This is a genomic window from Pseudoalteromonas sp. S2721 (assembly GCF_005887425.1).
Taxonomy (GTDB): Bacteria; Pseudomonadota; Gammaproteobacteria; order Enterobacterales; family Alteromonadaceae; genus Pseudoalteromonas; species Pseudoalteromonas simplex.
Map to the genome: position 1 here is coordinate 1 of NZ_PNCZ01000002.1, position 22,486 is coordinate 22,486.

At 41.5% G+C, this 22,486-nt stretch carries 19 protein-coding genes; 15 read left to right on the plus strand and 4 right to left on the minus strand.

Annotated elements, in window-relative coordinates; all coding sequences use genetic code 11:
• Positions 1 to 137: 137 nt before the first annotated feature.
• The gene (locus CWC02_RS00375) at positions 138 to 1,838 is read right to left on the minus strand and encodes a DUF8614 domain-containing protein (RefSeq protein ID WP_138600398.1); all 1,701 of its coding nucleotides are present in this window, start codon (positions 1,836 to 1,838) and stop codon (positions 138 to 140) included.
• A 273-nt stretch (positions 1,839 to 2,111) separates the two neighbouring features.
• Here CWC02_RS00375 and CWC02_RS00380 point away from each other — a divergent pair, with 273 nt between their 5' ends.
• Positions 2,112 to 2,954, plus strand: a complete 843-nt coding sequence (locus tag CWC02_RS00380; protein WP_054552584.1) for an HDOD domain-containing protein — start codon at positions 2,112 to 2,114, stop codon at positions 2,952 to 2,954.
• Positions 2,955 to 3,012: 58 nt separating this feature from the next.
• On the opposite strand, the gene rdgC is transcribed toward CWC02_RS00380, so the two are convergent.
• Together rdgC and CWC02_RS00390 are read right to left on the minus strand one after the other, a co-directional pair.
• A complete protein-coding gene (rdgC, locus tag CWC02_RS00385; RefSeq protein ID WP_054552583.1) occupies positions 3,013 to 3,921 on the minus strand; it encodes a recombination-associated protein RdgC in 909 nt (302 codons plus the stop codon).
• Between the two features lie 90 nt (positions 3,922 to 4,011).
• On the minus strand, positions 4,012 to 5,775 hold the full coding sequence (locus CWC02_RS00390; protein WP_054552582.1) for a sensor histidine kinase: 1,764 nt from the start codon (positions 5,773 to 5,775) through the stop codon (positions 4,012 to 4,014).
• 238 nt (positions 5,776 to 6,013) lie between these two features.
• Between CWC02_RS00390 and CWC02_RS00395 the strand changes: the two genes are divergently transcribed.
• The 4 genes from CWC02_RS00395 to thrC all read left to right on the plus strand — a co-directional run bounded on the left by CWC02_RS00395 (position 6,014) and on the right by thrC (position 11,271).
• Positions 6,014 to 6,388 carry a response regulator gene (locus CWC02_RS00395; protein WP_054552581.1) on the plus strand — a complete coding sequence of 125 codons (375 nt, stop codon included), beginning with the start codon at positions 6,014 to 6,016 and terminating at the stop codon, positions 6,386 to 6,388.
• A 227-nt stretch (positions 6,389 to 6,615) separates the two neighbouring features.
• Positions 6,616 to 9,033 carry a bifunctional aspartate kinase/homoserine dehydrogenase I gene (gene thrA / locus CWC02_RS00400; protein WP_138615804.1) on the plus strand — a complete coding sequence of 806 codons (2,418 nt, stop codon included), beginning with the start codon at positions 6,616 to 6,618 and terminating at the stop codon, positions 9,031 to 9,033.
• 9 nt (positions 9,034 to 9,042) lie between these two features.
• On the plus strand, positions 9,043 to 9,969 hold the full coding sequence (gene thrB / locus CWC02_RS00405) for a homoserine kinase (protein WP_138615806.1): 927 nt from the start codon (positions 9,043 to 9,045) through the stop codon (positions 9,967 to 9,969).
• Between the two features lie 18 nt (positions 9,970 to 9,987).
• Complete coding sequence (thrC, locus tag CWC02_RS00410) at positions 9,988 to 11,271, plus strand: threonine synthase (RefSeq protein ID WP_138615808.1); 1,284 nt, start codon at positions 9,988 to 9,990, stop codon at positions 11,269 to 11,271.
• Positions 11,272 to 11,335: 64 nt separating this feature from the next.
• On the opposite strand, the gene CWC02_RS00415 is transcribed toward thrC, so the two are convergent.
• Positions 11,336 to 11,635, minus strand: a complete 300-nt coding sequence (locus CWC02_RS00415) for a hypothetical protein (protein ID WP_138615810.1) — start codon at positions 11,633 to 11,635, stop codon at positions 11,336 to 11,338.
• 360 nt (positions 11,636 to 11,995) lie between these two features.
• Here CWC02_RS00415 and glyA point away from each other — a divergent pair, with 360 nt between their 5' ends.
• From glyA to CWC02_RS00465, 10 genes are all read left to right on the plus strand, one after another.
• Positions 11,996 to 13,252, plus strand: coding sequence for a serine hydroxymethyltransferase (gene glyA, locus CWC02_RS00420; RefSeq protein ID WP_054552577.1), 1,257 nt, complete (start codon positions 11,996 to 11,998; stop codon positions 13,250 to 13,252).
• Between the two features lie 106 nt (positions 13,253 to 13,358).
• Positions 13,359 to 13,808: a transcriptional regulator NrdR gene (gene nrdR, locus CWC02_RS00425; RefSeq protein ID WP_054552576.1), complete on the plus strand. Its 450-nt coding sequence runs from the start codon at positions 13,359 to 13,361 to the stop codon at positions 13,806 to 13,808.
• 2 nt (positions 13,809 to 13,810) lie between these two features.
• Positions 13,811 to 14,950 carry a bifunctional diaminohydroxyphosphoribosylaminopyrimidine deaminase/5-amino-6-(5-phosphoribosylamino)uracil reductase RibD gene (ribD, locus tag CWC02_RS00430; protein WP_138615812.1) on the plus strand — a complete coding sequence of 380 codons (1,140 nt, stop codon included), beginning with the start codon at positions 13,811 to 13,813 and terminating at the stop codon, positions 14,948 to 14,950.
• Positions 14,951 to 14,954: 4 nt separating this feature from the next.
• Positions 14,955 to 15,608 carry a riboflavin synthase gene (locus tag CWC02_RS00435; RefSeq protein WP_138615814.1) on the plus strand — a complete coding sequence of 218 codons (654 nt, stop codon included), beginning with the start codon at positions 14,955 to 14,957 and terminating at the stop codon, positions 15,606 to 15,608.
• Between the two features lie 42 nt (positions 15,609 to 15,650).
• Positions 15,651 to 16,766 carry a bifunctional 3,4-dihydroxy-2-butanone-4-phosphate synthase/GTP cyclohydrolase II gene (gene ribBA / locus CWC02_RS00440; protein ID WP_138615817.1) on the plus strand — a complete coding sequence of 372 codons (1,116 nt, stop codon included), beginning with the start codon at positions 15,651 to 15,653 and terminating at the stop codon, positions 16,764 to 16,766.
• Between the two features lie 105 nt (positions 16,767 to 16,871).
• Positions 16,872 to 17,336, plus strand: a complete 465-nt coding sequence (gene ribH, locus CWC02_RS00445; RefSeq protein WP_054562661.1) for a 6,7-dimethyl-8-ribityllumazine synthase — start codon at positions 16,872 to 16,874, stop codon at positions 17,334 to 17,336.
• A gap of 15 nt (positions 17,337 to 17,351) precedes the next feature.
• Positions 17,352 to 17,762, plus strand: a complete 411-nt coding sequence (gene nusB / locus CWC02_RS00450; RefSeq protein WP_054552571.1) for a transcription antitermination factor NusB — start codon at positions 17,352 to 17,354, stop codon at positions 17,760 to 17,762.
• A gap of 44 nt (positions 17,763 to 17,806) precedes the next feature.
• Positions 17,807 to 18,781, plus strand: a complete 975-nt coding sequence (thiL, locus tag CWC02_RS00455) for a thiamine-phosphate kinase (RefSeq protein WP_054552570.1) — start codon at positions 17,807 to 17,809, stop codon at positions 18,779 to 18,781.
• On the plus strand, positions 18,778 to 19,263 hold the full coding sequence (locus CWC02_RS00460; protein WP_054552569.1) for a phosphatidylglycerophosphatase A family protein: 486 nt from the start codon (positions 18,778 to 18,780) through the stop codon (positions 19,261 to 19,263). Before thiL ends, CWC02_RS00460 begins: the two co-directional genes overlap by 4 nt.
• Positions 19,264 to 19,296: 33 nt before the next feature.
• The gene (locus tag CWC02_RS00465) at positions 19,297 to 22,383 is read left to right on the plus strand and encodes a ligand-binding sensor domain-containing diguanylate cyclase (RefSeq protein ID WP_138600412.1); all 3,087 of its coding nucleotides are present in this window, start codon (positions 19,297 to 19,299) and stop codon (positions 22,381 to 22,383) included.
• The last annotated feature ends 103 nt before the right edge of the window (positions 22,384 to 22,486 follow it).

Genomic DNA, 22,486 nt, shown 5'->3' on the forward strand with positions numbered 1-22,486 from the left:
TTAATTCAGAGTTAAATAAGATGTTGATTAGTGGTGATATAGTCCAGCTGAATAGCAAATATGGATTAAGTTTTGTCGCACGAGAATAATAAAAAACGCTGCAATTGCAGCGTTTTTTATATCAGACAAGGCTGGTATTAAAGGCCTAATACTTCTTTGCCTTGTTTGAAAGTAACATCAACAGGGATATTAGCTTGGCTTAATTTTTCTAAATCTTTCGCTAGCTCTGCTTTGATCTCACCATGAGTTGCGATTAGCTGATCAACTTTTTGGTAATCACCGTCACCTTGAATCGTTAAGATTAAGCGCGATAGTTTTTCCATTGCTTGGCTCATTTTCTCCATGTTAACGCTGTATAAGCCGTCAGCATTTTTAGAAAATGCGCCTTCTTCAGCGAAGAAGTTAAAGCGGATCATATTCGCTTTACCATGTGCGCTTGAAGCACCAAAACGCACTGAACGGAAGATACCAGCCATAAAGGTGATGTAGTAATCTTCTAATGTACCGTCAGTGATCTCGCCTTTCTTAAGTAATTGCTCAACCATGTAAAGACCTAAGATATCCGCTTTACCTTCTTCAAGGGCACTTGCATGCTCTTGCAATGATTGGCGAACAGTACCCTTACCCGTAATGGTGTTTTTAATGCCTAAACCGTGCGCTACTTCGTGGAACATCGTGTTTGCGAAGAAAGCGTCAAAGGTAATGTGTTTACGTTGCTCAGGAACAATTAGCTGTTCTGAAATAGGCACTAAGATTTTATCGAACTTAGCACGCATTGCGTTTTTAAGCTGTAAACGACGTGTGCCTTTTTCTAGCTGTACTTGCTCATCATTTGGCAAGTTGATAGCAATTGTTTTACTACCCGCATTTGAGTGGCCTGCGTAATAAACGACATCATAAGCATTTAGGTCAGCGTCTGAACCTGGGACTTCTTGCTTATATTTTTCGTCTACAGGTAAACCTTTTTGTAGCTCAGGTAAGAAAGCAGCGAATTTAGCTAAACGCTCGCTCCATGCCAAGTCTTTGATTAGTACATAAGATTCATACGCCGCACGGTAACCAAATAGTTGATCTTCATAGGTTTCAATAGGACCAATAACCACGTCAATAGGGTTATTTTTCATATCCATCCATGCAAAATCAGATGGTTGAAAGTCATCATTTACTAGTGCATCTGCACGCATGCTTAAGTAGTTAGCGAATTCTTTATCATCAGCGAGCTTGCTTGCTTCACGTAACAAGTTGGCTGCTTTTTCTAGCTCTTGTGCGTACTCAACAGAGTAAGCCACACTGTAAAGAAGGCCTTTCTCGTCACGTTTGATCACTGAGTAAAGACCTGTTTTGTCATCAACGATTGCGTTGTTTAATTCTTCTTTAGTGATATCGCTTGGGTAAAATTCAGCGCCTAGAGGCTTTTCTTCATAACCTGATAAGAAAACTTGGTCGCCGTTTAAGCGATCCCAAGGGCCGTAGTTGATATCTGCAAACTTCTGAACTTTTTCATCATTAATTTTTGCTAAGAAAGCGTCTTTGTTCTCACCAAATGCTTGGCGCCAGAATAGCTCATCCATAATTTTTGAGGCATCGATCAACTTACCAACCATTTGCTTTTGGTTATCACTCAGGTGGCTAAGATCAGAAGTAAGTGTGAAGTCTGTGTAAATGTCTAAACGGTTTTCATCTGCATTGATAAGTTGTGGGTTGTTCTGTTCAATACTTTGCTTTGTTTGCTCTGCAGCAGGCTGAGTTTGAGAAGTGGTTGCTTGCTGATCAGAACATGCACCAAGAAAAACAGCACCTGATAAGATAAGTGCTTGGCTAATTTTATTTAATGTCATTTTGCCCGTTCCCGATTTTAGTGAGAGTCATTGTTATTAAAACAAAAAGTGTATGCATTAAAGCAAACCTGCCATATACATGGCAAGTATACAGCGCTAGAAGCGATATTTATTTATCAGTTACATGATTAAAAAGCATAAAAAGAGATAATTTCTGTGATTTTCTTAACTTTAGCGTTAAGTTAGACAATACTAAAACAAGAACTAATCTAATAATGTCAGTCATTAGTTTGTCTTTATTTTGGCAAACTAACCCAAGAGGATGGCACGCATATGTCAACAGAGAATGCATTACTGACCATATTGGTCGACAGAATAAATAATGACACTTTAGTGTTACCGACATTACCTGAAGTTGCAGTAAAAGTGAGGCAAGCAGCAGATAACCCAGAAGTAAACTTGATGGATATGGCAGATGTTATCTCCCATGATCCAGCGTTATCGGCACGAATGATTAAAGTGGCCAACAGTGCATTTATGGGGCGCTCAGTTAAAGTCACCAATCTTCATCAAGCCGTCACACGAATTGGTCTACGTCAAATCAAAAATATTGCCACCGCAATGGCGATGGAGCAATTGTTTGTATCGCATAATGAGCTGATAAAAGGGTATATGGATAAAGCATGGCAAAAAACCCTTAAAGTTGCATGTCACTCAATTACTCTAATGGACTTTTTCTTACGTCGAAATAAGCAAACATCACTGAACCGAGATACCATTACGCTAGCTTCATTAGTCTATAACATAGGCGTGTTGCCAATTTTGACTGAGGCTGAAAAGCACCCTGAAGTTTTTGCAAATCCAAGTTTTTTGGCACACGCTATCCAAAAGTTAGGAGGCAAAGTAGGTGGCGCAATTATGCGTGCTTGGGGCTTTACTGATGAGTTCGTCGAAGTTGCTGAAAGCTGGGCAAATCCAAACTATCGTCCAGAGCATATATGCTATGTTGACTTTATTCGTATTGGCGCGATTTTAGAAGGCATCTTGCAGGTTTCTGACAAATCGGCAGCATTGCAAACATATGTAGATAAAGGCGTAATAGAATCGCTTGAGTTATTTAATGAAGACGAATATCACGATATGCTTGATGAGGTCAAAGCCATTTTTACTGAATAGCTAAAAACACAAAGCGCGACCAAGTCGCGCTTTGTGTTAATTAACATTTAGGTTAATTTTATAAATCTTCAGCGTCGCCTAAGCCTTGGGTCAGCTCTTCTAGCAACTGTTTAATTTCTTCTGACGCTAAGATGAAGTCAGCATCAAGTTTTACCGCCATATCTTCTTTTGGAATGTCGGCGTTTTCTTCTTTTAATGTTTCTGAATAGCTTAGACGCTTAATCGAACCATCGTTTTGTAGCATGAACTTAACGCGTTCTTGCCAATCAAGAGCCAGTTTAGTTACGCGCTTACCATTTTCTAGGTGTGACTTTACTTCGTCACATGATAAGTCATGGCCTTTCAATTTAACCTGAGCACCACTGTCATCGGCTTCTTCAAGCTCTGCATCGTTACCGATAGAGAAGCCTTCAGGAGTGCTGAAATTAGTTAACCAATCTGTTAAAAATACATCTAAATCATAATTAGCAAATGCAGGTACGACAGGTAGCGTGCCAAGTGATTTACGAAGTAGGGCTAAAAGCTCTTCTGCTTTATTAAAGCTTGCGCTGTTAACGACAACCCAGCCATTCTTTTGGTCAATAAACGCAAACTGTAGGCTCGACTTTTTAAATGCTTGAGGCAGTAAAGTGTGCAGAATATTTTCTTTTAGTTCGTCTTTTTCTTTTTTCTTTACCGGACGGTTTTCTTCCGCTTCGATTTGCTCAACTTTCTCTGCAACCAATTCGTTGATAACGGCCGCAGGCAGTACTTTTTCTTCACGCTTAGCGCATACTAAAATGCTGTCTTGAGAGAAGTGAGATAGAGTTTGACCATGCTTACCAAAGGCTTTTGTCCAACCAAATGTTGAAAGCTCTTGGCCTGTACATGAGCGGAACAGATCTTGTTCTAGGGCTTTGTCGAAGTCTTCTTGAGAGTATGAAACGTCTTGTTTAAAACGGTAACAGATAAGGTTACTAAACCACATAATTAGGCTAATCCTTTCAATAAATTTGCCCAATCATAACAATAAAAAACTGATGCCGAAATGAATCATTTCGCCATCAGTACGAATTGCTTATGAGTTAAACATTGAGAGCGGTTTAGGCATGTTTTTTGGGAAACTAATATGGTAATGCAAGCCTTTTCCAACTTCGCTTGTTACTTCTATATCACCGCCAAGGGTTTGCTTCACTAAGTTTAAAGTGATATGAGTACCTAACCCACTGCCACCCTGATCACGCTTGGTTGTGAAGAACGGGTCAAACAGTTTTTCTAGCTGATGTTCGGATACACCATTACCATTATCTTTAAAGTCGATAACGACTTCATCTTCTTCGTCTTTAATTATGATATCTATGATGCCACTTTCAATACCTTCAAAGCCATGAATAAGTGCGTTCATGATCAAGTTTGTAAAAATTTGGCTAATAGCGCCTGCTGGCAGGTTGAGTGTTAAATCTTCAGGGCAATCTAAATTGATATGATGAGATGTTTTCTTTAGTTTTGGATGTAAAGAGCGGATCACTTCACCTAAATACTCTTTGAAATTAATAGTACGTACTGCTTCACTGGCTTGATCGACTGCAATTTGTTTGAAACTTGCAACCAACTCTGATGCACGGTCTAAATTACTAGTAAGTAAGCTAGTGCTTTGCTTGGCGTCATTAATAAACTCTTCAAGCGCTTTTGGTGATAGGGTTTTTTCTTTGTATGCCGCTTCAATCTGATCTAAACGTTCTTGTAAAAATGAAGTCGCAGTCACACCAATCCCGATTGGTGTATTTACATCATGGGTAATACCTGCAACTAAGCCGCCTAAAGCAGCCATTTTCTCGGAGCCGACTAGGCGCTCCTGTGCTAAGTTCAACTCATCAACATAGCGCTGTAACTCAGTTTGCTTGGTTATGAGTTCTTGTTCAGTTTGTTTACGAAGGTCTATCTCTTCAGTCAGTGTTAGCTTTTGTTTTTCTAATTCATATTTCTGTTGCTGCAAATCCATCATCGCTTGGCTAAGGTTAGATGTTTTGCGCGCGACTTCTTGCTCTAACTGTAAATTATGTTGGTCGAGTTTTTCATTACTAAGTACAAGCTCTTTCTGAGTATGTTCCAGCTCTTCTCGGTAGAGAACAACTTTATCTATTAAACGGTTAAAAGATTCTTCCATTACTTTTAATTCGTTGTGTTCAGTTGTGTGGATCTCGATATGGCGGCCTTCTAAATCGTTTAGTTCAAGATCTTCAATTTGTTCTGTAAATTGCGCAAGTGGTTCAGTTAAGCGTTTTCTAAATGCTAGTAAGAAAAGTATGATCAAAAAGGTGGTTTTGATCATTGCGTTACCGATTAGAAAATAAATAGAGATCATGATGCGGCTAAATACCACTTCTCGGCTTGAGAATAAGGTTACATCGCCTACTTGAGTTGTTTTACCCGAAAACTCAAAAATAAGCGGAAATGTATAGCCGAATAAACCGGATGGTGTATCTTCAATTATCGCTTCTTCTTGCACTAACTGCTGGCTATATAGCTCGTGAATATCTAATGAGCGACCTAATTGTGAGAGTACCTCGCCACTATCATCGCGCACAATAATGCCTTCGATCATAGGAATTGCGAGTAAGCCTTCAGCTGTTGTGATGGTTTGTTTATCGTTAAGTTCCCAAATTGCACGGGTTAAACTACGGCTAAATGTTTTTTGTAAAGTGGTTAATTCGTCACGAATGTAATCTTTAGTGTTTACATATTCAGCAATAACCTGCCCACAGGTCACTACAAAAGTGAGTAAGAAGTAGACCGAGAGCACATTTGTTAACAATTCTTTTGATAGGCTTTTCTGTAACATAGAATACCCATAGCTCCTTGGTTACATTTGTAATACATTCAATTAGTTCTAAAGTTAGCTAATAAACGGTTAAAAATAAATAAATAAATCCTTTTTTACTGGAGTATTTATAAATTGTTACTATTTTTTAAAAAAACTTAACCTTACTGCACCAATAAAAGTGTGTTATAAATTTCGCTCGTCTTTTACTTTAGCCTTTTTAGATGTTGTATTTGCTACAGCGAAGATTTTTATATTCATGAATAACCCTAATTTTTCAATACTGGTTTGTGATGATTCAAGTATAGCTCGCAAACAAGTAGTTCGGTGCTTAGGTAACTGTTTAAGTGCTGATATTCAACAAGCAACCAATGGTCGAGAAGCACTTGCTTTACTACGCGAGCAAAACTTTGATCTATTGTGTTTGGATTTAACTATGCCAGAGCTAGATGGTGTTGCTGTACTTGAAACGATCAAAGCAGAGAAAATAGAGTGCTTTGTTATAGTTATTTCAGCTGATATTCAAGCGCAAATGAAGCAAAAAGTAGCTAGTTTGGGAGCCATTGATTTCATCGATAAGCCGATAGATATTGTTCGACTGAAAGCAACTTTGCATAAATTTGGTATTCATTAATCTTTTGTATAACAAAAGTGCATAATTTATCTTTTCTTTAAGGGTTGACAGCTTGGCTACATTTAAGGCAGTCTAAAGGCTATGAAAACATTTAATCACGCAACGACCATTATTATTACAACCATCATCCTTACGGGATAGTGGCATAGGTCGGTGCAACAAATTTATAGGCCTGTGTTCACTAGAACACAGGCCTTTTTCGTTTATGGAATGAGGAAACATAAATAATGCGAGTATTAAAATTTGGTGGGTCGTCCTTGGCCGACTACGCATGTTTGCAACAGGTAGCTCAGTTAGTCAAAGAAGAATTACGCGATGAAATGCTGTTAGTGCTGTCAGCACCAGGTGGCATGACAGATTCATTAGTTGCATTAGCAAGCGCTGCAGAGCAGGGGCAAGATTTTAGAGAGTTATGGCAAGCATTGGTTGCGCGCTGTGAACAATTAAAAGCTGCTGTTGAAGCTGACTTTGGTCAGGTAGTGAATTGGCCTGATTTAAACGAACTTAAGAATAAACTGGATGGTGTTGCACTTTTGAAGTGTTGCCCAGACCAAGTACGTGCTTATGCAATTAGTTTTGGTGAGCGCGTTAGTGTTGCCTTGATGGAGTGTATGCTTAAAGAAAGTAATGCTCGTTATTTAGAAGCAACAGACTGTATTGCATCTGTAGGTGGCTACATTGATGCTGAAGCTGACTTGGCCGCAAGTAAGTTACGTTTTCAAGCTGCATTAAAAGCAGCACCGAGCACTATTTATATCATGCCGGGTTTCACTGCTGCCAATGAGCAGGGAGAACTAACAACACTTGGTCGCAATGGTTCAGATTACTCAGCAGCAATAGCTGCGGCATGTTTAGAAGCTGATGTATGCCAGATCTGGACTGATGTTGACGGTGTTTACAATGCTGACCCGCGTTATATCAAAAAAGCATCTAAGGTTGATTCGTTATCTTATAAAGAAGCAATGGAGCTGTCTTACTTTGGTGCGAAAGTATTGCACCCGAAAACGATTTTACCTTGTGCTAAAGCAGGTGTGCCGTGCGAGATCAAAAATACTCATAACCCACGTGCTGAAGGTTCAGTGATCAGTAACGACAGTGTGTCGAACGAGCCTGTTAAAGCGCTATCAAGTTTACAAAACCTCGCTATGTTAACGGTGTCTGGCCCAGGTATGAAAGGCAAAGTGGGTATGGCATCAAAAGTATTTAATGCATTGGCGCATGACAATGTGTCAATTGTACTAATCACACAATCTTCGTGTGAATTTAGTATCAGTTTCTGTGTGCATGAGAGCGACCTATCACTTGCTCTAGAAGCATTACAAACTGCTTTCGAATTAGAATCACAAGCCGGTTTAATCGAACCAGTTCAAGTACAGCGTAACCTTGCGATTGTAACCCTAGTTGGTGATAACATGCGTGCGCACAAAGGCTTAGCAGCTAAGTTCTTTGCTTCATTAGCTCAAGCGCAGGTTAACATTGTTGCTATTGCACAAGACTCGACTGAGAGTGCTATTTCAGCGGTTATCGATGGTGAACTATGCAACGACGCAGTGAAAGTGTGCCATGAGAACTTCTTTACTCACATTCCTTCAATCGATGTGTTTTTACTTGGCTGTGGCTTAGTAGGTCAAGAACTTATCCAGCAGTTAAAGCGTCAACAAGCATGGCTTGAAAAACGTAATATTAAACTGAACTTGTACGGTGTTGCTAATTCAAGGCAGCTTTATCTAGATAGCGAAGGCATTGCTTTTGATGGTTGGCAAGACAAATTAGCCGTGTCAGAGCAGGCATTTGATTTAAATTTGGTCGAGCAATTTGTTAAACAAAACCATTTAATTAACCCTGTGATCGTAGATTGTAGCTCAGCCGATAAGCTTGCTGGGCAATATGTTGATTTCTTGAATGCCGGTTTCCACGTTGTTGCGGCAAACAAAAAGGCCAATACTAGCTCGTATGCTTACTACCAAGATTTAGTTGCAGCGACACAGAAGAATAATCGTAAGTTTTTATACGAAACAAACGTAGGTGCAGGCTTACCAGTACTTGATAACCTGAAATCACTCTTTGGTGCCGGTGATGAGCTTATTAAGTTCAGCGGTATCTTGTCGGGTTCATTATCGTATATGTTTGGTGCGCTACAAGATGGTTTATCACTTAGCGAAGCCACGTTAAAAGCAAAAGAAAGTGGTTTTACAGAACCAGATCCGCGTGATGATTTATCAGGCACTGATGTTGCTCGAAAACTACTGATCATTGCTCGTGAATCGGGTCTTGAGTTAGAACTAAGCGATATCGAAGTTGAATCTGTTTTACCAAAAGGGTTTGCAGAAGGTGATTCTGTAGCAGATTTCATGGCAAAACTACCATCACTTGATGCACAGTTTAACGACCGTATACAAAGTGCTGCAAGCGAAGGTAAAGTACTTCGTTATGTGGGTACTATTGAAAACGGTCAATGTAAAGTAGGCATTGAAGCCGTAGATAGTAACCATGCTCTTTATGATATCCGTGACGGTGAAAATGCACTGGCCATCTTAAGTCAATATTATCAACCTCGTCCGTTTGTTATTCGTGGTTATGGCGCAGGTGCTGAAGTAACGGCTGCAGGTGTATTTGCCGACATTTTAAAAACGTTAACACGTTAGGAGCTGGTCATGATCCGTGTATATGCACCCGCTTCAATCGGGAATTTTGCTGTAGGCTTTGATGCGTTAGGTGCTGCGCTAGCACCAATCGATGGCACCTTATTAGGCGATGTTGTAGAGGTGAGTGCCGCTGAGCAAGATACTTTTGTCTGCTCTGGCGACTATGCCCACAAACTGCCTGCTAATGCTGAAGAAAACTTGGCTTATCAATGTTTAATTCATTTTAAAGAACACGTTGCACCGACTATGCCAGCGGTAAAACTTGAGCTTAAAAAGAACCTACCAATTGGTTCAGGTTTAGGTTCGAGTGCCTGTTCTGTGGTGGCTGCGTTTGCAGCCCTTGATAAGTTCGCTGAAACCAACTTATCTCAAGAGCAACTTATCGAGTTGATGGCTGATTTTGAAGCCATTGTTAGTGGCGGTCGTCATTACGATAACATCACACCCTGTTATTTAGGTGGCTTGCAATTAACTGGTGAACTCATTCCGAACAAGTCAATTTCGTTACCTGTTGATAATCAATGGTATTACGTAGCGGCTTTTCCGGGATTTTCACTGAATACCGCAAAAGCGCGTTCGGTCTTGCCAACGCAATTATCAATGCACGACAGTGTTGAGTTCGCACAGCGACTTTCTGCATTTAGCAGCTTATTGCTTACAGGTCGCTTTGACGCAGCGCTTTCCATTATGAGTGATGAAATCGCTGAGCCACATCGCGCACCGCTCATTCAAGGCTTTGCCGAAGCAAAGAGTGCCTTGCCAGAGCTTGGTGCAGAGATTGTCAGTATTTCTGGTGCTGGCCCAACATTATTTACCGTGTGTAAGAGCCTGGAAGCTGCTAAGCAGTGTGCAGCTTGGCTGAATGATAATTACATCAATGAGCAGGGCTTCTGCCACATCTGCCAACTTGATCAGCTTGGCACACGACAGCTTTAAAGAATTTAAGGAATAAACATGCAATTACATAATTTAAAAGATGAAACACAACAGGTGTCGTTTGTTGAAGCGGTAAAAACGGGTTTAGGGCGTAATCAAGGTGTATTCTTCCCTAATAGCCTTACACCAATTCAAGACATTGATAAGTTACTTGATTTAGACTTTGTGAGCCGTAGCAGTAAGATTTTATCGCACCTGATTGGTGACGAGCTTCCTGCCGATACCGTTGCACAGATGGTGCAAAATGCGTTTAACTTTGATGTGAAATTAGTTGAAGTAGAAAAAGATATTTATTGCCTTGAATTATTTCATGGCCCAACGCTTGCGTTTAAAGACTTTGGTGGCCGTTTTATGGCTGAGTGTCTTGCGCAATTTAATCAGGGTGAAAAAGTCACGATTTTAACGGCTACATCAGGCGATACAGGGGCTGCAGTTGCCCATGCATTTTATAATAAGCCAAATATCGATGTCGTGATCTTATACCCGAAAGGTAAAATTTCATTAGCGCAGCAAAAGCTATTCACAACGTTAGGCAACAACATTCACTGCTATGCGGTTGATGGTAGCTTTGATGATTGCCAAAGCATGGTAAAACAGGCGTTTTTAGATGATGAAGTGAAACAAAAGCTAGGTCTAAACTCTGCTAACTCAATCAACATCAGTCGTTTAGTTGCACAGGTTTGCTATTACTTTGAAGCGATTGCTCAATTACCAAAAGAGCAGCGTAGTAAAGCGCATATCTCAGTCCCAAGTGGTAACTTTGGTAATGTGTGTGCCGCGATGATCGGTGCTGTGCTTGGTATGCCAGTAGCGAAATTAAGCGCTACAACTAACCAAAACGACACGGTGCCACGTTTCTTACAAAATAAAGAGTGGGCACCGAATGATACGCTTGAGTCACTATCGAACGCGATGGATGTAAGTAAGCCGAATAACTGGCCGCGTGTTCAGTTTATGTTGGATAACGAATGGTTTAGTTATAATGACTTTTATTCAAGCTGTGTTGGTGAAGAAGAAACAAAAGAAGTGATGAAAAAAATTCATCAAACAGGTTACATCGCAGAGCCTCATACTGCAATTGCTTATCAGGGCTTGAAAGAAAATCTAGCTGATGGCAGTGCAGGTATCTTTTTAGCGACTGCACACCCAGCTAAATTTAAAGACAGCGTAGAGCAAATTTTAGACATCGAACTACCTATGCCAAAACCGCTTGCTGATGCGCTAGCAAATGACTGTTTGGCTGAAGATATTAAGTTTGATTATCAATTGCTTCGAACTGAGCTGTTAAATAAATTAGCTTAGTGCTTAATAAAGGTATAAAGAGCGGCTAAGCCGCTCTTTTTAATGCAGTCTTTTAATGAAGCCTTTAATGAAGTAACGAGTGACTATGTCGGTTTAAAACCCGCATGATAAGAATGACCCCGGCCGAAATACACAGCAAAATACTGATCATCGAGACGAGTTCACTGTGCGTCCATTGCATCAAGGTGAAAGCCGAAATAAAAATGATAAAGGGTTTAAATTCATAGTAATAGCGACGTTTTTTTTGTTTAACACGCTGGCTTGAATGATCGGTTCTTCTGGCTTCTGAACGCATCCGCCAAATATTAGCACCTAATAAAAATAAGATTACACCTATGAGAGTTGGTACATAATTATTTGCCAATGCGATACAGCTTATGCCAAGAAAAAAGTATCCGTAGGGGACGAATTCGTATATTGGTTTAGCTAACATGTACTTATACCATCCTTGATATTGACTAGTCCTATAAGCTTAGTTTGTCCCTATAAAAACGCAATTTAATCGGGCGGTTTTTCGTTGAAATAACATTTTAAATATCTATGGAATATTTTAAATCTATAAATTTTTATTATGTATCAATAAAAAAATATCATTATTAAAACACTGTGAAATAAATTCAATCCCTGTTTAAATATGTTCATCTTTACAAGATAGGCAAAAGTGCGTTTTAAGCGTACAATACAGCCTTCAAAAAACACCATACACGTTGCCTTAGGAGACCCCATGTTAGAACGTAGCATGAATATTTCGGATTTCGATCCAGAGTTATTTGCAGCCATCACTAAAGAGACGGCTCGTCAAGAAGAGCACATCGAACTGATCGCGTCTGAAAACTATTGTAGCCCACGCGTACTTGAAGCGCAGGGTTCTCAGCTTACCAACAAATACGCTGAAGGTTATCCAGGCAAACGTTACTATGGCGGTTGTGAGCATGTTGATGTTGTTGAGCAATTAGCAATTGACCGTGCAAACGAATTATTCGGCACAGATTACGCTAACGTTCAACCGCATGCGGGCTCACAAGCAAACGCAGCTGTTTTCCAAGCACTTCTTCAGCCGCACGATACAGTACTGGGTATGAGCTTAGCTCATGGTGGTCACTTAACTCACGGTTCACACGTTAACTTTTCTGGTAAAACGTACAATGCAATTCAATACGGCCTAAACGACGAAACAGGTGAAATTGATTATGCTCAAGTTGAAGCGCTTGCATTAGAGCACAAGCCAAAAATGATCATCGCTGGTTTCTCTGCATACTCAGGCGTTGTTGACTGGGCTAAATTCCGTGAAATCGCTGATAAAGTTGGCGCATACTTATTCGTAGATATGGCTCACGTTGCTGGTCTTATCGCAGCGGGTGTATACCCAAGTCCAATCCCTCACGCACACGTTGTTACAACAACAACTCACAAAACATTAGCGGGTCCTCGTGGCGGTCTAATCGTTTCTGCATGTGGTGATGAAGAGATCTACAAAAAGCTAAACAGCGCCGTTTTCCCTGGCGGTCAAGGTGGTCCTTTATGCCACATCATCGCTGCTAAAGCGGTTGCTTTCAAAGAAGCTTTACAACCAGAATTCAAAGCGTACCAAGCACAAGTTGTTAAGAACGCTCAAGCTATGGTTGAAGTACTGCAAGAGCGTGGCTACAAAGTTGTTTCTGGTAAAACAGACAACCACTTATTCCTTCTAGACCTAATCGATAAAGATATCACAGGTAAAGATGCTGACGCTGCTCTAGGTAACGCTAACATCACTGTAAATAAAAACTCAGTACCAAACGACCCACGTTCACCGTTCGTAACGTCTGGTCTTCGTATTGGTTCTCCGGCTATTACTCGCCGTGGTTTCAAAGAAGCTGAGTCAAAAGAGCTTGCTGGCTGGATCTGTGACGTACTAGACAACATCAACGATGAGTCAGTACAAGCAGAAGTAAAAGAGAAAGTTAAAGCTATCTGTAAAAAATTACCAGTTTACGCTTAATTACTGGTTAAACCGTAATTAAGATAACAATAGCGTTGTTTTTTGCTATCATAAAGGCCGCTTACTAAGCGGCCTTTTTGTTTTTTATAAACGGAACTAGAACCCTATGCATTGCCCTTTTTGCACCGCAAAAGATACTAAAGTAATTGATTCTCGACTTGTTGGCGGTGGTCACCAAGTGAGACGTCGACGTGAATGTAACGAATGCCATGAGCGCTTTACCACCTTTGAAGGCGCTGAACTTGTGATGCCAAGAGTCATCAAGCAAGACGGTAGCCGCGAACCATTTAACGAAGACAAGTTACTGAATGGCTTGCATCGCGCTTTAGAGAAACGCCCAGTGAGCACTGAGCAGGTCGACGAAGTCGTTAACATCATTAAATCTCAACTTCGTGCTACCGGTGAGCGTGAAATCTCTAGCCACTTAATTGGCGAATGCATCATGGAGTCGCTGAAAAAACTCGACAAAGTAGCCTATGTGCGCTTTGCGTCGGTTTATCGTTCATTTGAAGACATTCGCGAGTTTGGAGAAGAAATCGCTCGTTTAGGTGATTAATCATGTCGTTTACAGAACTTGATACTGTTTATATGGCGCGTGCCATTGAGCTTGCTAAACACGGCCGTTTTACTACCACGCCAAACCCGAATGTTGGCTGTGTACTGGTTAAAGATGACGAAATAGTCGGCGAAGGGTTTCATCAAATCGCAGGGCAGGGCCATGCTGAAGTGAATGCGTTGGCTGTAGCTGGCGATAAAGCAAAGGGCGCCACTGCCTATGTCACTTTAGAGCCTTGTAGTCATTATGGACGCACTCCGCCTTGTGCCGAAGGTTTAAAAGCTGCGGGTGTAAGCAAGGTGATTGCTGCTATGGTTGACCCAAACCCTGCGGTAAGTGGTCGCGGCCTGCAGATTTTAGCTGACGCTGGTATTAGTGTGGCATCTGGCTTACTTGAGCAACAAGCGCGCGACTTAAACAAAGGCTTTTTAAAGCGTATGGAAACTGGGTTGCCATATGTAACCTGTAAAATGGCGTGTAGTTTAGATGGTAAAACTGCGCTAAATAACGGTCAAAGTAAATGGATAACAGGCCCTCAAGCGCGCCAAGATGTGCAAGCATTTCGTGCGCAAAGCTGCGCTATCTTAACCGGTGCAGACACCGTTATTACTGATAATGCAAAACTTAATGTCCGTGTTGATGAGTTGCCATTTACCATGCCAACCTCGTTGCCTTTGCGCCAACCAACCCGAATCATTATTGACTCACAAAACAGGTTAACGCCTGAGCTTGCGTTATTCAGCATCGAGAGCCCGGTAATAATTTTTACCACTTCGCTTGATAATCACACCAAGTGGCCTCACTTTGTTAAACACGAAGTGGTGCCAGCAGTTAACAATAAAGTTGATTTATCGGCGGTTTTAAAGCGTCTTGCTGAACTGCAATTTAATCATATTTGGCTCGAAGCGGGAGCAACCCTTGCAGGGGTGTTTGCCGAGCAAGATTTAATTGACGAATACATTGTTTATATTGCCCCTAAGTTAATAGGTGATATGGGCAAAAGCTTACTAAACTTTGCAGAAGTCACCATGATGAGTGATATCACTGAACTGACCTTTACTGATACAGTGATGATTGGCGACGATATTCGCTTAACAGCGACAAAAGCAAAGCAAGCCACAAAAATTGAAAATAAAGAGTAGCACTATGTTTACTGGAATTATTGAAGCAACAGGTAAAATCGTTGAACTATCACAAAAACAAGGTGATCTAGCTATTCGTATTCAAAGCGCTAATTTGGATATGGAAGACGTCAAGCTCGGTGACAGTATTGCCACCAATGGTGTGTGTTTAACGGTTGTCGCTAAACATAGCGATGGTTTTAGTGCTGACTTATCAAACGAAACAATTAGCTTAACTGGGTTTGCACATTATAAAAAAGGGCAAACAGTTAACCTCGAAAAAGCTATGCAACCGGTTTCTCGCCTAGGTGGGCACTTAGTGTCAGGCCATGTTGATGGTATTGCGACTGTCGAAAGTATTAGTCCTAATGCTCGTGCAACTGAGTATTGGTTAAGTACTGACAATGATTTAATGAAGTACATTCCGTACAAAGGCTCGGTGTGTATTGATGGCATTAGCCTAACCGTCAACGAGGTTGAACAAAATCGCTTTAAGCTAACGATTGTTCCGCATACTGCTGAGCAAACAACGATTGCAGAATTTCAGGTGGGTACTCAGGTGAACTTAGAAGTTGACCAGATTGCTCGCTATTTAGAGCGCCTAATTAAAGGGGCTGAACAACCTTCCCGTTCAGACATATCAATGAGCTTGCTCGCACAAGCTGGCTTTATTAAGTAAGCAAAGATACGTCACTATTAATCATACTCTCATGGGCACATTATGAATTTACACAGCGCGCAAGAAATTATCGATGACATTAAAGCCGGTAAAATGGTTATTTTAATGGACGATGAAGACCGAGAAAATGAAGGCGATTTAATTATCGCGGCAGAACATATCAGTGCTGATGCCATCAACTTTATGGCAACACACGGCCGTGGTTTAATTTGTTTAACAATGACACAAGAGCGTTGTCAGCAGTTAGAATTACCACTGATGGTTAAAAATAATGGTGCAGCTTTTTCAACTAACTTCACTATGTCGATTGAAGCGGCGAAAGGCGTAACTACAGGTATTTCAGCAGCCGACCGCGCACGTACCGTACAAGCCGCAATCGCTAAAGGTGCCGTACCGAGCGATATCGTACAGCCAGGGCATATTTTCCCAATTATGGCGCAGCCTGGTGGCGTGTTAACACGTGCTGGTCATACTGAAGCGGGTTGTGATTTAGCACGTTTAGCAGGTCTTGAACCTTCATCTGTGATTGTTGAAATTCTAAATGCAGATGGCACTATGGCCCGTCGCCCAGATCTTGAAGTATTTGCTAAAGAGCATGACTTAAAGATTGGCACTATTGCAGATTTAATCGAATACCGAAACCTAAACGAAACCACCATTGAGCGTGTTGCTAAATGTAAACTACCAACGGATCATGGTGAGTTTGATTTAGTGACCTACAAAGACACAATTGATGGTCAGCTTCACTATGTTTTACAAAAAGGTGAAGTATCGAAAGATGAGCCAACGTTAGTACGAGTTCACTTACAAAGCACCTTTAACGATATTCTATTATCAGATAGAAGTGCTGATCGTAGCTGGGGCTTATCAGATGCTATGGCTTATATCGCTGAGCATAACGGCGTGCTGGTTATTTTAGGTAAACAAGAATCAACTGAAGATTTAGAAGCAACCGTTAAAGCCTTTGCCGCTGAAGATGCGGGCGAAAATGTCAGTCATCGTAAATTCCAAGGTACCTCGCGTACTGTGGGTGTTGGTTCGCAAATTTTGGCTGATTTAGGTATTGAAAAGATGCGCTTAATGAGCCGTCCTAAGAAGTACCACGCGCTATCTGGTTTCCACTTAGAAGTGGTTGACTATGTTGAGCCTCGCTCTTAATTTGGGAAAATAGATTTACTAGGCTACTTTTATATTTTTGTGGTATTATGCGCCGTAATTTTTGCGCAATCGCAACCGCTTAAACTTATTTTTTAGGGTTATTAAATGAAAATTATTGAAGGTAACAAATACGCACCGGGCAAAAAATTTGCCATTGTCATTTCTCGCTTTAATGACTTTATTGGTAGCAGCCTATTAGCAGGTGCTGTTGATGAGCTTAAGCGCACTGGTGGTGTTTCTGAAGACGACATTACTGTTGTTTACGTACCAGGTGCCGTTGAATTACCTTTAGCAGCGAAACGCGTTGCAGCAAAGAAAGAACACGATGCAATCATCGCTCTAGGTGTCGTGATCAGAGGTGGTACGCCACACTTTGATTTAGTCGCTGGCGAATCAAACAAAGGTCTTGCACAAGTATCTCTTGAGTACGATATCCCGGTTGCATTTGGCGTATTAACCACTGAAAGCATTGAGCAAGCAATTGAGCGCGCAGGTACCAAAATGGGTAATAAAGGCGGCGAAGCTGCTTTAGGTGCGCTTGAAATGGTTAATGTGTTAGACAAAATTTAAGTTTAAGGAATCTCTGTGAAACCAGCAGCAAGACGTAAAGCACGTATCTTAGCACTTCAAGCCGTATACTCTTGGCAGTTAAGCGGCAACCCAATTGCTGATATTGAACAGCAAATGTTAATTGAAAATGATGTGACTAAGATCGACGTCGAATATTTCAAAGACCTAGCACGCGGTGTTGTTGTTAACTGTAAGCAATTAGATGAAATCGTTGCACCACATTTAGCACGCCCAGCTGATGAGTTAGACATGGTCGAAAAAGCAATTTTACGTCTGTCTGGCTATGAGCTGAAATTCCGTGAAGACGTACCTTACAAAGTGGCAATCAATGAAGGCATTGAGTTGGCTAAGATGTTTGGTGCTGAAGACAGCCATAAATTTGTCAACGGTGTACTTGATAAAGCAGTGAAAGAACTGCGTAAGTAAGTAACCCCGTAAAGGAGAGCCGGCTTGGGCCGGCTTTTTTGTGTATGAAGGAATTTGAATTAATCAATCGTTACTTTAAGGGCCGTGGCATTATTCGCCGTGATGTGAACCTAGGTATTGGTGACGATTGTGCCTTAGTAACTGTGCCTGAAAACTGTCAATTAGCGGTAACAACAGATACCTTAGTTGCGGGCGTACACTTTTTTGATGACATCTCTGCGCGTGCTCTTGGGCATCGAGCTTTGGCTGTTAATTTAAGTGATCTTGCGGCAATGGGCGCTGAACCTACGTGGATTTCGGTAGGCCTAACTTTGCCTGAAGCAAATATAGAGTGGCTTGAAGAGTTCACTGAAGGCATGCATGAAATTGCAGAGTACTTCAATGTGCAAATCATTGGTGGTGATACCACTCAAGGTCCTTTAACTATTACGATTTGTGCTAAAGGCATCGTGCCTGAAGGCAAAGCACTGCGCCGTAGCGGTGCAAAAGTGGGCGATTGGATTTATGTAACTGGTCCATTAGGTGATGCTGGTGTAGCCATTGAGGCTCGTAAACAAGGCCTCGATATCGCCCCTGAACATTTAAGCTATTTAAATAATCGCTTTGATTATCCGACGCCACGTGTAGCAGCGGGGCAAGTTTTGCGAGGCGCAGCCTCTTCAGCAATTGATATCTCCGATGGCTTATTAGCTGATTTAGGCCATATTTTAGCGCTATCGCAAGTTAGTGCGGTGATCAATGTTGATAAAGTGCCTGTTTCTGATGCATTAAATTCGTCGATTCCACGTGCTGAGCAATTTGACTATATCTTAAATTACGGTGACGACTATGAGTTGCTGTTTACTGTGCCAGAAAGCAATAAAAGCATGGTTGATATGAAACTGCGCCAATATGGTGTAGAAGCAAGCTGTGTAGGTCAAATTAAAAGTGGCGAAGGTGAGATTGAGCTATTGCTTGACGGCGAAAAGTTTAACTACCAAGGAAAAGGCTTTCAGCACTTTACAAAGGAGCCGGTTTGAGCAGTAACCGTTTATTCAATTTAAAACGCCCACACCAATTTTTTGGTCTGGGTTTTGGCTTAGGCCTTGCCCCTAAAGCGCCAGGCACCTTTGGTACCTTTGCTGCCTTGCCATTTATTTTCACCACAATGTATTTTCCGCTTTGGTTACAAATTGTATTTGCTGTCGTGATCAGCGTGTTTGGTATTTGGGCATGTGGTAAAACAGCAGATGACTTAGGTGTGCATGATCATCCAGCCATTGTTTGGGATGAAGTTGCTGGTTATTATATCACCATGATTGGTGCTGCACTGAGTTGGCAGTCACTGTTGGTTGGTTTTTTATTGTTCCGCTTTTTTGATATCGCTAAACCAGGTCCTATCAGAATTTTAGATAGACGTTTACACGGGGGCTTGGGCATCATGGCTGATGATATTTTAGCAGGTGTTTTTTCATTAATTTGTGTTCAAGCCTTGTTTAAAGCAGGCTATTTGCCTTTTTAAACGATGAGTTAAGTGTTACTTGGTGGCAAGTATATGATGCGATTTCTAGTTGTCTGTTTGTTGATGCTTTGCAGCATGCCTGCGTTTGCATCTATTACTGACTATGTCGTCAAACAGTGGAACATCCAAAATGGCTTGCCATCGCAATCATTAAAAAGTATTGCTCAAGATGAGCAAGGCTATATGTGGCTGGGTACTCAGTTTGGCTTAAGCCGCTTTGATGGTAATACCTTCACTAACTTTAATACGCAAAACAGCGATTTCCTGCCAAGTAATGGTATTAATAAGCTCTTAGTTGATAGCACAGGGTTACTTTGGGTTGGTACCAAAAATGGCTTGGTAACACTTGATCCTAAAACTATGATGTCGCAAACCTTTAACGTTAAAGGTCCGGTTCGCGATATTCTCGAAGATTCCAAAGGCAGTATTTGGATTGCAGCGAATGGCCTTTATTATGTTGCTCGAAATCAAGTCACACTCAATCAAAACTCCGCGTTAATTGTACCTGTATCTAATGCCACTGCTATTACGCAAATTGTGGGTTCAGTGAGCCAAATGGCGTTGTCGCCAGAAGGCATTTGGCTGGTCAATGAGCGTCATTTATTGCGTTTAACTAATACCTCTTCTGATTTTGCTAAATTACGATTAGAGCTTACTGCCAAGGTTTCATTACCTGAGCGTTTAGCACAAACCATTATTCATGATATGGCGTGGCTTGAAGGTAACTTGTATCTTGCATCAGAGCTTGGTGCCTACTTTCTTGATTTAGATGACGAGCTGCGTCCATTCCCACTGCCAAATGCCAGTAACTCTGCCGTTTATAAGTTTATGAGCGACTCCGATGGCGCGCTATGGATCTCTACTTATGGACGCTTATTATTCCGTAATAATTCAGGAGATTGGCAATGGGTTGAACCTAGCCAGCTCGATCAAAGCATTTGGTTTGCCGATATTTTCCGTGACAATCAAAATAACATTTGGCTGGCAAGCTTCAGTGAAGGCTTATGGCTTGCTCACGAAGGGCGTATTGAACGTCACTCAGCTATCTCAAATATGACCGAAGCGGTGATGGCGATTAGCCAAGCGCCTGATGGCAAATTATGGGTGGCTAACCGTAGCGGTGTTGGCTACTTCGACTACAACAAGAATTTTGTAAATCAAATTCCGAGTAATCAGTTTGGTCGAGCAGCAGTGCACGACTTACAATTTGATGGAGATCGTTTGTACATCGCAACAGGCCGCGGTGTGTTTTATTACGAAAACCAAAACCTGTATACGGTGCCTGGGCGAGCGCTGCGCGATAACCCAGTATTTGCAATTAGCCGTTCTAGCAAAGGTGGATTTTGGCTCGGTACTGGCCGCGGTATGTACCGCTTAAGTTATGGTGGTTTAACACCTTTTGCATACAATGCCTTCTTAAGCAGCAAATTTATTACTTATGTTCATGATGAGCAAAATTTTGGCTTAATAGGTACCAGTAAAGGAGCTTATTACTTTACCGACCGCGGGATTGAAAAAATTGGCGACCAAACTAGTTTAGAAAGTGCTTACGTCACCAGTATTTTGAATATCGAAGGAGTGGGAATATTAATTGGTTCACTTAACGATGGCTTATTTTATCGCAGTACCAAAGGGCAGTGGCGTCAGTTAGATGCCACCGATGGTCTACCGTATGGCTCTATTTTCAGTCTAGTTTACGACAAGCAATTAAAACGTATTTGGGTCAGTACTATGAAAGGCGTATACCGTATGCCTGTAGAGCAGTTTGGTACTGATATCGAAAGTTTAAAAGTAGAACAAGTGATCTCATCGTTTGACCGTCAACTTGATGGTAAAGCCAGTCAATGTTGTGCTGGCCTTGGCCATGATGCTGTAGCAGACACAGGCAACTCTATTTGGTACCCAAGTCTGCAAGGTGTGGTAGAAATACCAAAGAGCGTTGAGCTGTTTGGTGTACAAGCACTTAAGCCTCGCATTGAAAGCTTGATCACGCCGCTTCGTCATTTAAGTACCGCAACTTTAGGTAATAAGCCTGAGCTACAAATTGATGAACGCGATGTAACGTTAAAATATACCGCGATTGATTATTATGCCCCTTCAAGTATCGAGTTCCGTTACCGTTTAAGTGGCTTAGACAGTGACTGGCGTTATGCCAATACTCGTCGTGAGGCAATCTACACCAATTTACCGCCGGGGTCGTTTTTGTTCCAACTTGAAGCAAAGCGCCGTGGTGAAGATTGGCAAAAAGCACGTCGTACCGAGTACAGCTTTGTAGTGCCGCGTCGTTTTGATGAGACTATTTATTTTAGACTTTTGATCACCAGCAGCTTTATTTTACTGTTCTACCTCGTGTTTTGGGTATTTAGAGCGCAAGAGAAACGTAAGCAATTAGCGCTTGAAAGCTTAGTAACAGAACGTACCGTAGAGCTTCGAGAAGCTAACGATAAGCTTAACCAAGTGAACTCACAGCTTAAGCTAGTTAGTCACTCAGATGAGCTTACGGGCTTACGTAGCCGTCGCTTCTTGTTTGATCAGCTCCCTAAAGATATCGAACACTTCCAGCGTAACTCACAGTCATTGCAAGCGCAGGGTAAGTCGCTAGTGCTATTAATAATAAACTTTGATAACTTCAGCCGTATTAATGATGCGTATGGCCCACTTGCAGGCGATAGCTGTTTACAGCAAATGGCGACTTTGTTGAATAGCCGTACTCAAGGTTCTGACTATGTTGCCCGTTGGAGTGGTGATGAGTTTTTACTCTTACTACGTGATTTCAAACGCACAGCAATAGACAATTATGTGGCCGATTTATGTGAAGCAATTGCAGCAAACCCATTTAGATTACCGAATGGGCAGTCGACCACTATCACTGCGTCGATTGGTTGGTCTTTTTATCCGTTACCTTTACTGGGTGGCCAAGTTATTGGTTGGGAAACCTCAGTTAACCTTGCCGATATCGCACTGCATCAAGTTAAAAAGCGCGGTGGCGATGGTGTAGCAAACATTACCTTTGATGAGCAATTAGATGCCTTTGAGTTCGAGCAAAGCAACAATGTTGATCAGCAGCTCAGCGCACTGCAAGCCAATGGCTTAGCCGATATTAAAATTTGGATGCGTTAATACTCTCTAAACTAAGTGAGCAGATATAAAAAATGCCTTACCTAGGGCTAGATAAGGCATTGGAGGCCAACAGAGGCGTTCGTTACCTAAACACCTTTTGATG

Coding starts and splice junctions, on each gene's coding strand:
- CWC02_RS00375 (WP_138600398.1), bottom strand. CDS start 1,838: ATGACATTAAATAAAATTAGCCAAGCACTTATCTTATCAGGTGCTGTT.
- CWC02_RS00380 (WP_054552584.1), top strand. CDS start 2,112: ATGTCAACAGAGAATGCATTACTGACCATATTGGTCGACAGAATAAAT.
- rdgC (WP_054552583.1), bottom strand. CDS start 3,921: ATGTGGTTTAGTAACCTTATCTGTTACCGTTTTAAACAAGACGTTTCA.
- CWC02_RS00390 (WP_054552582.1), bottom strand. CDS start 5,775: ATGTTACAGAAAAGCCTATCAAAAGAATTGTTAACAAATGTGCTCTCG.
- CWC02_RS00395 (WP_054552581.1), top strand. CDS start 6,014: ATGAATAACCCTAATTTTTCAATACTGGTTTGTGATGATTCAAGTATA.
- thrA (WP_138615804.1), top strand. CDS start 6,616: ATGCGAGTATTAAAATTTGGTGGGTCGTCCTTGGCCGACTACGCATGT.
- thrB (WP_138615806.1), top strand. CDS start 9,043: ATGATCCGTGTATATGCACCCGCTTCAATCGGGAATTTTGCTGTAGGC.
- thrC (WP_138615808.1), top strand. CDS start 9,988: ATGCAATTACATAATTTAAAAGATGAAACACAACAGGTGTCGTTTGTT.
- glyA (WP_054552577.1), top strand. CDS start 11,996: ATGTTAGAACGTAGCATGAATATTTCGGATTTCGATCCAGAGTTATTT.
- nrdR (WP_054552576.1), top strand. CDS start 13,359: ATGCATTGCCCTTTTTGCACCGCAAAAGATACTAAAGTAATTGATTCT.
- ribD (WP_138615812.1), top strand. CDS start 13,811: ATGTCGTTTACAGAACTTGATACTGTTTATATGGCGCGTGCCATTGAG.
- CWC02_RS00435 (WP_138615814.1), top strand. CDS start 14,955: ATGTTTACTGGAATTATTGAAGCAACAGGTAAAATCGTTGAACTATCA.
- ribBA (WP_138615817.1), top strand. CDS start 15,651: ATGAATTTACACAGCGCGCAAGAAATTATCGATGACATTAAAGCCGGT.
- ribH (WP_054562661.1), top strand. CDS start 16,872: ATGAAAATTATTGAAGGTAACAAATACGCACCGGGCAAAAAATTTGCC.
- thiL (WP_054552570.1), top strand. CDS start 17,807: ATGAAGGAATTTGAATTAATCAATCGTTACTTTAAGGGCCGTGGCATT.
- CWC02_RS00465 (WP_138600412.1), top strand. CDS start 19,297: ATGATGCGATTTCTAGTTGTCTGTTTGTTGATGCTTTGCAGCATGCCT.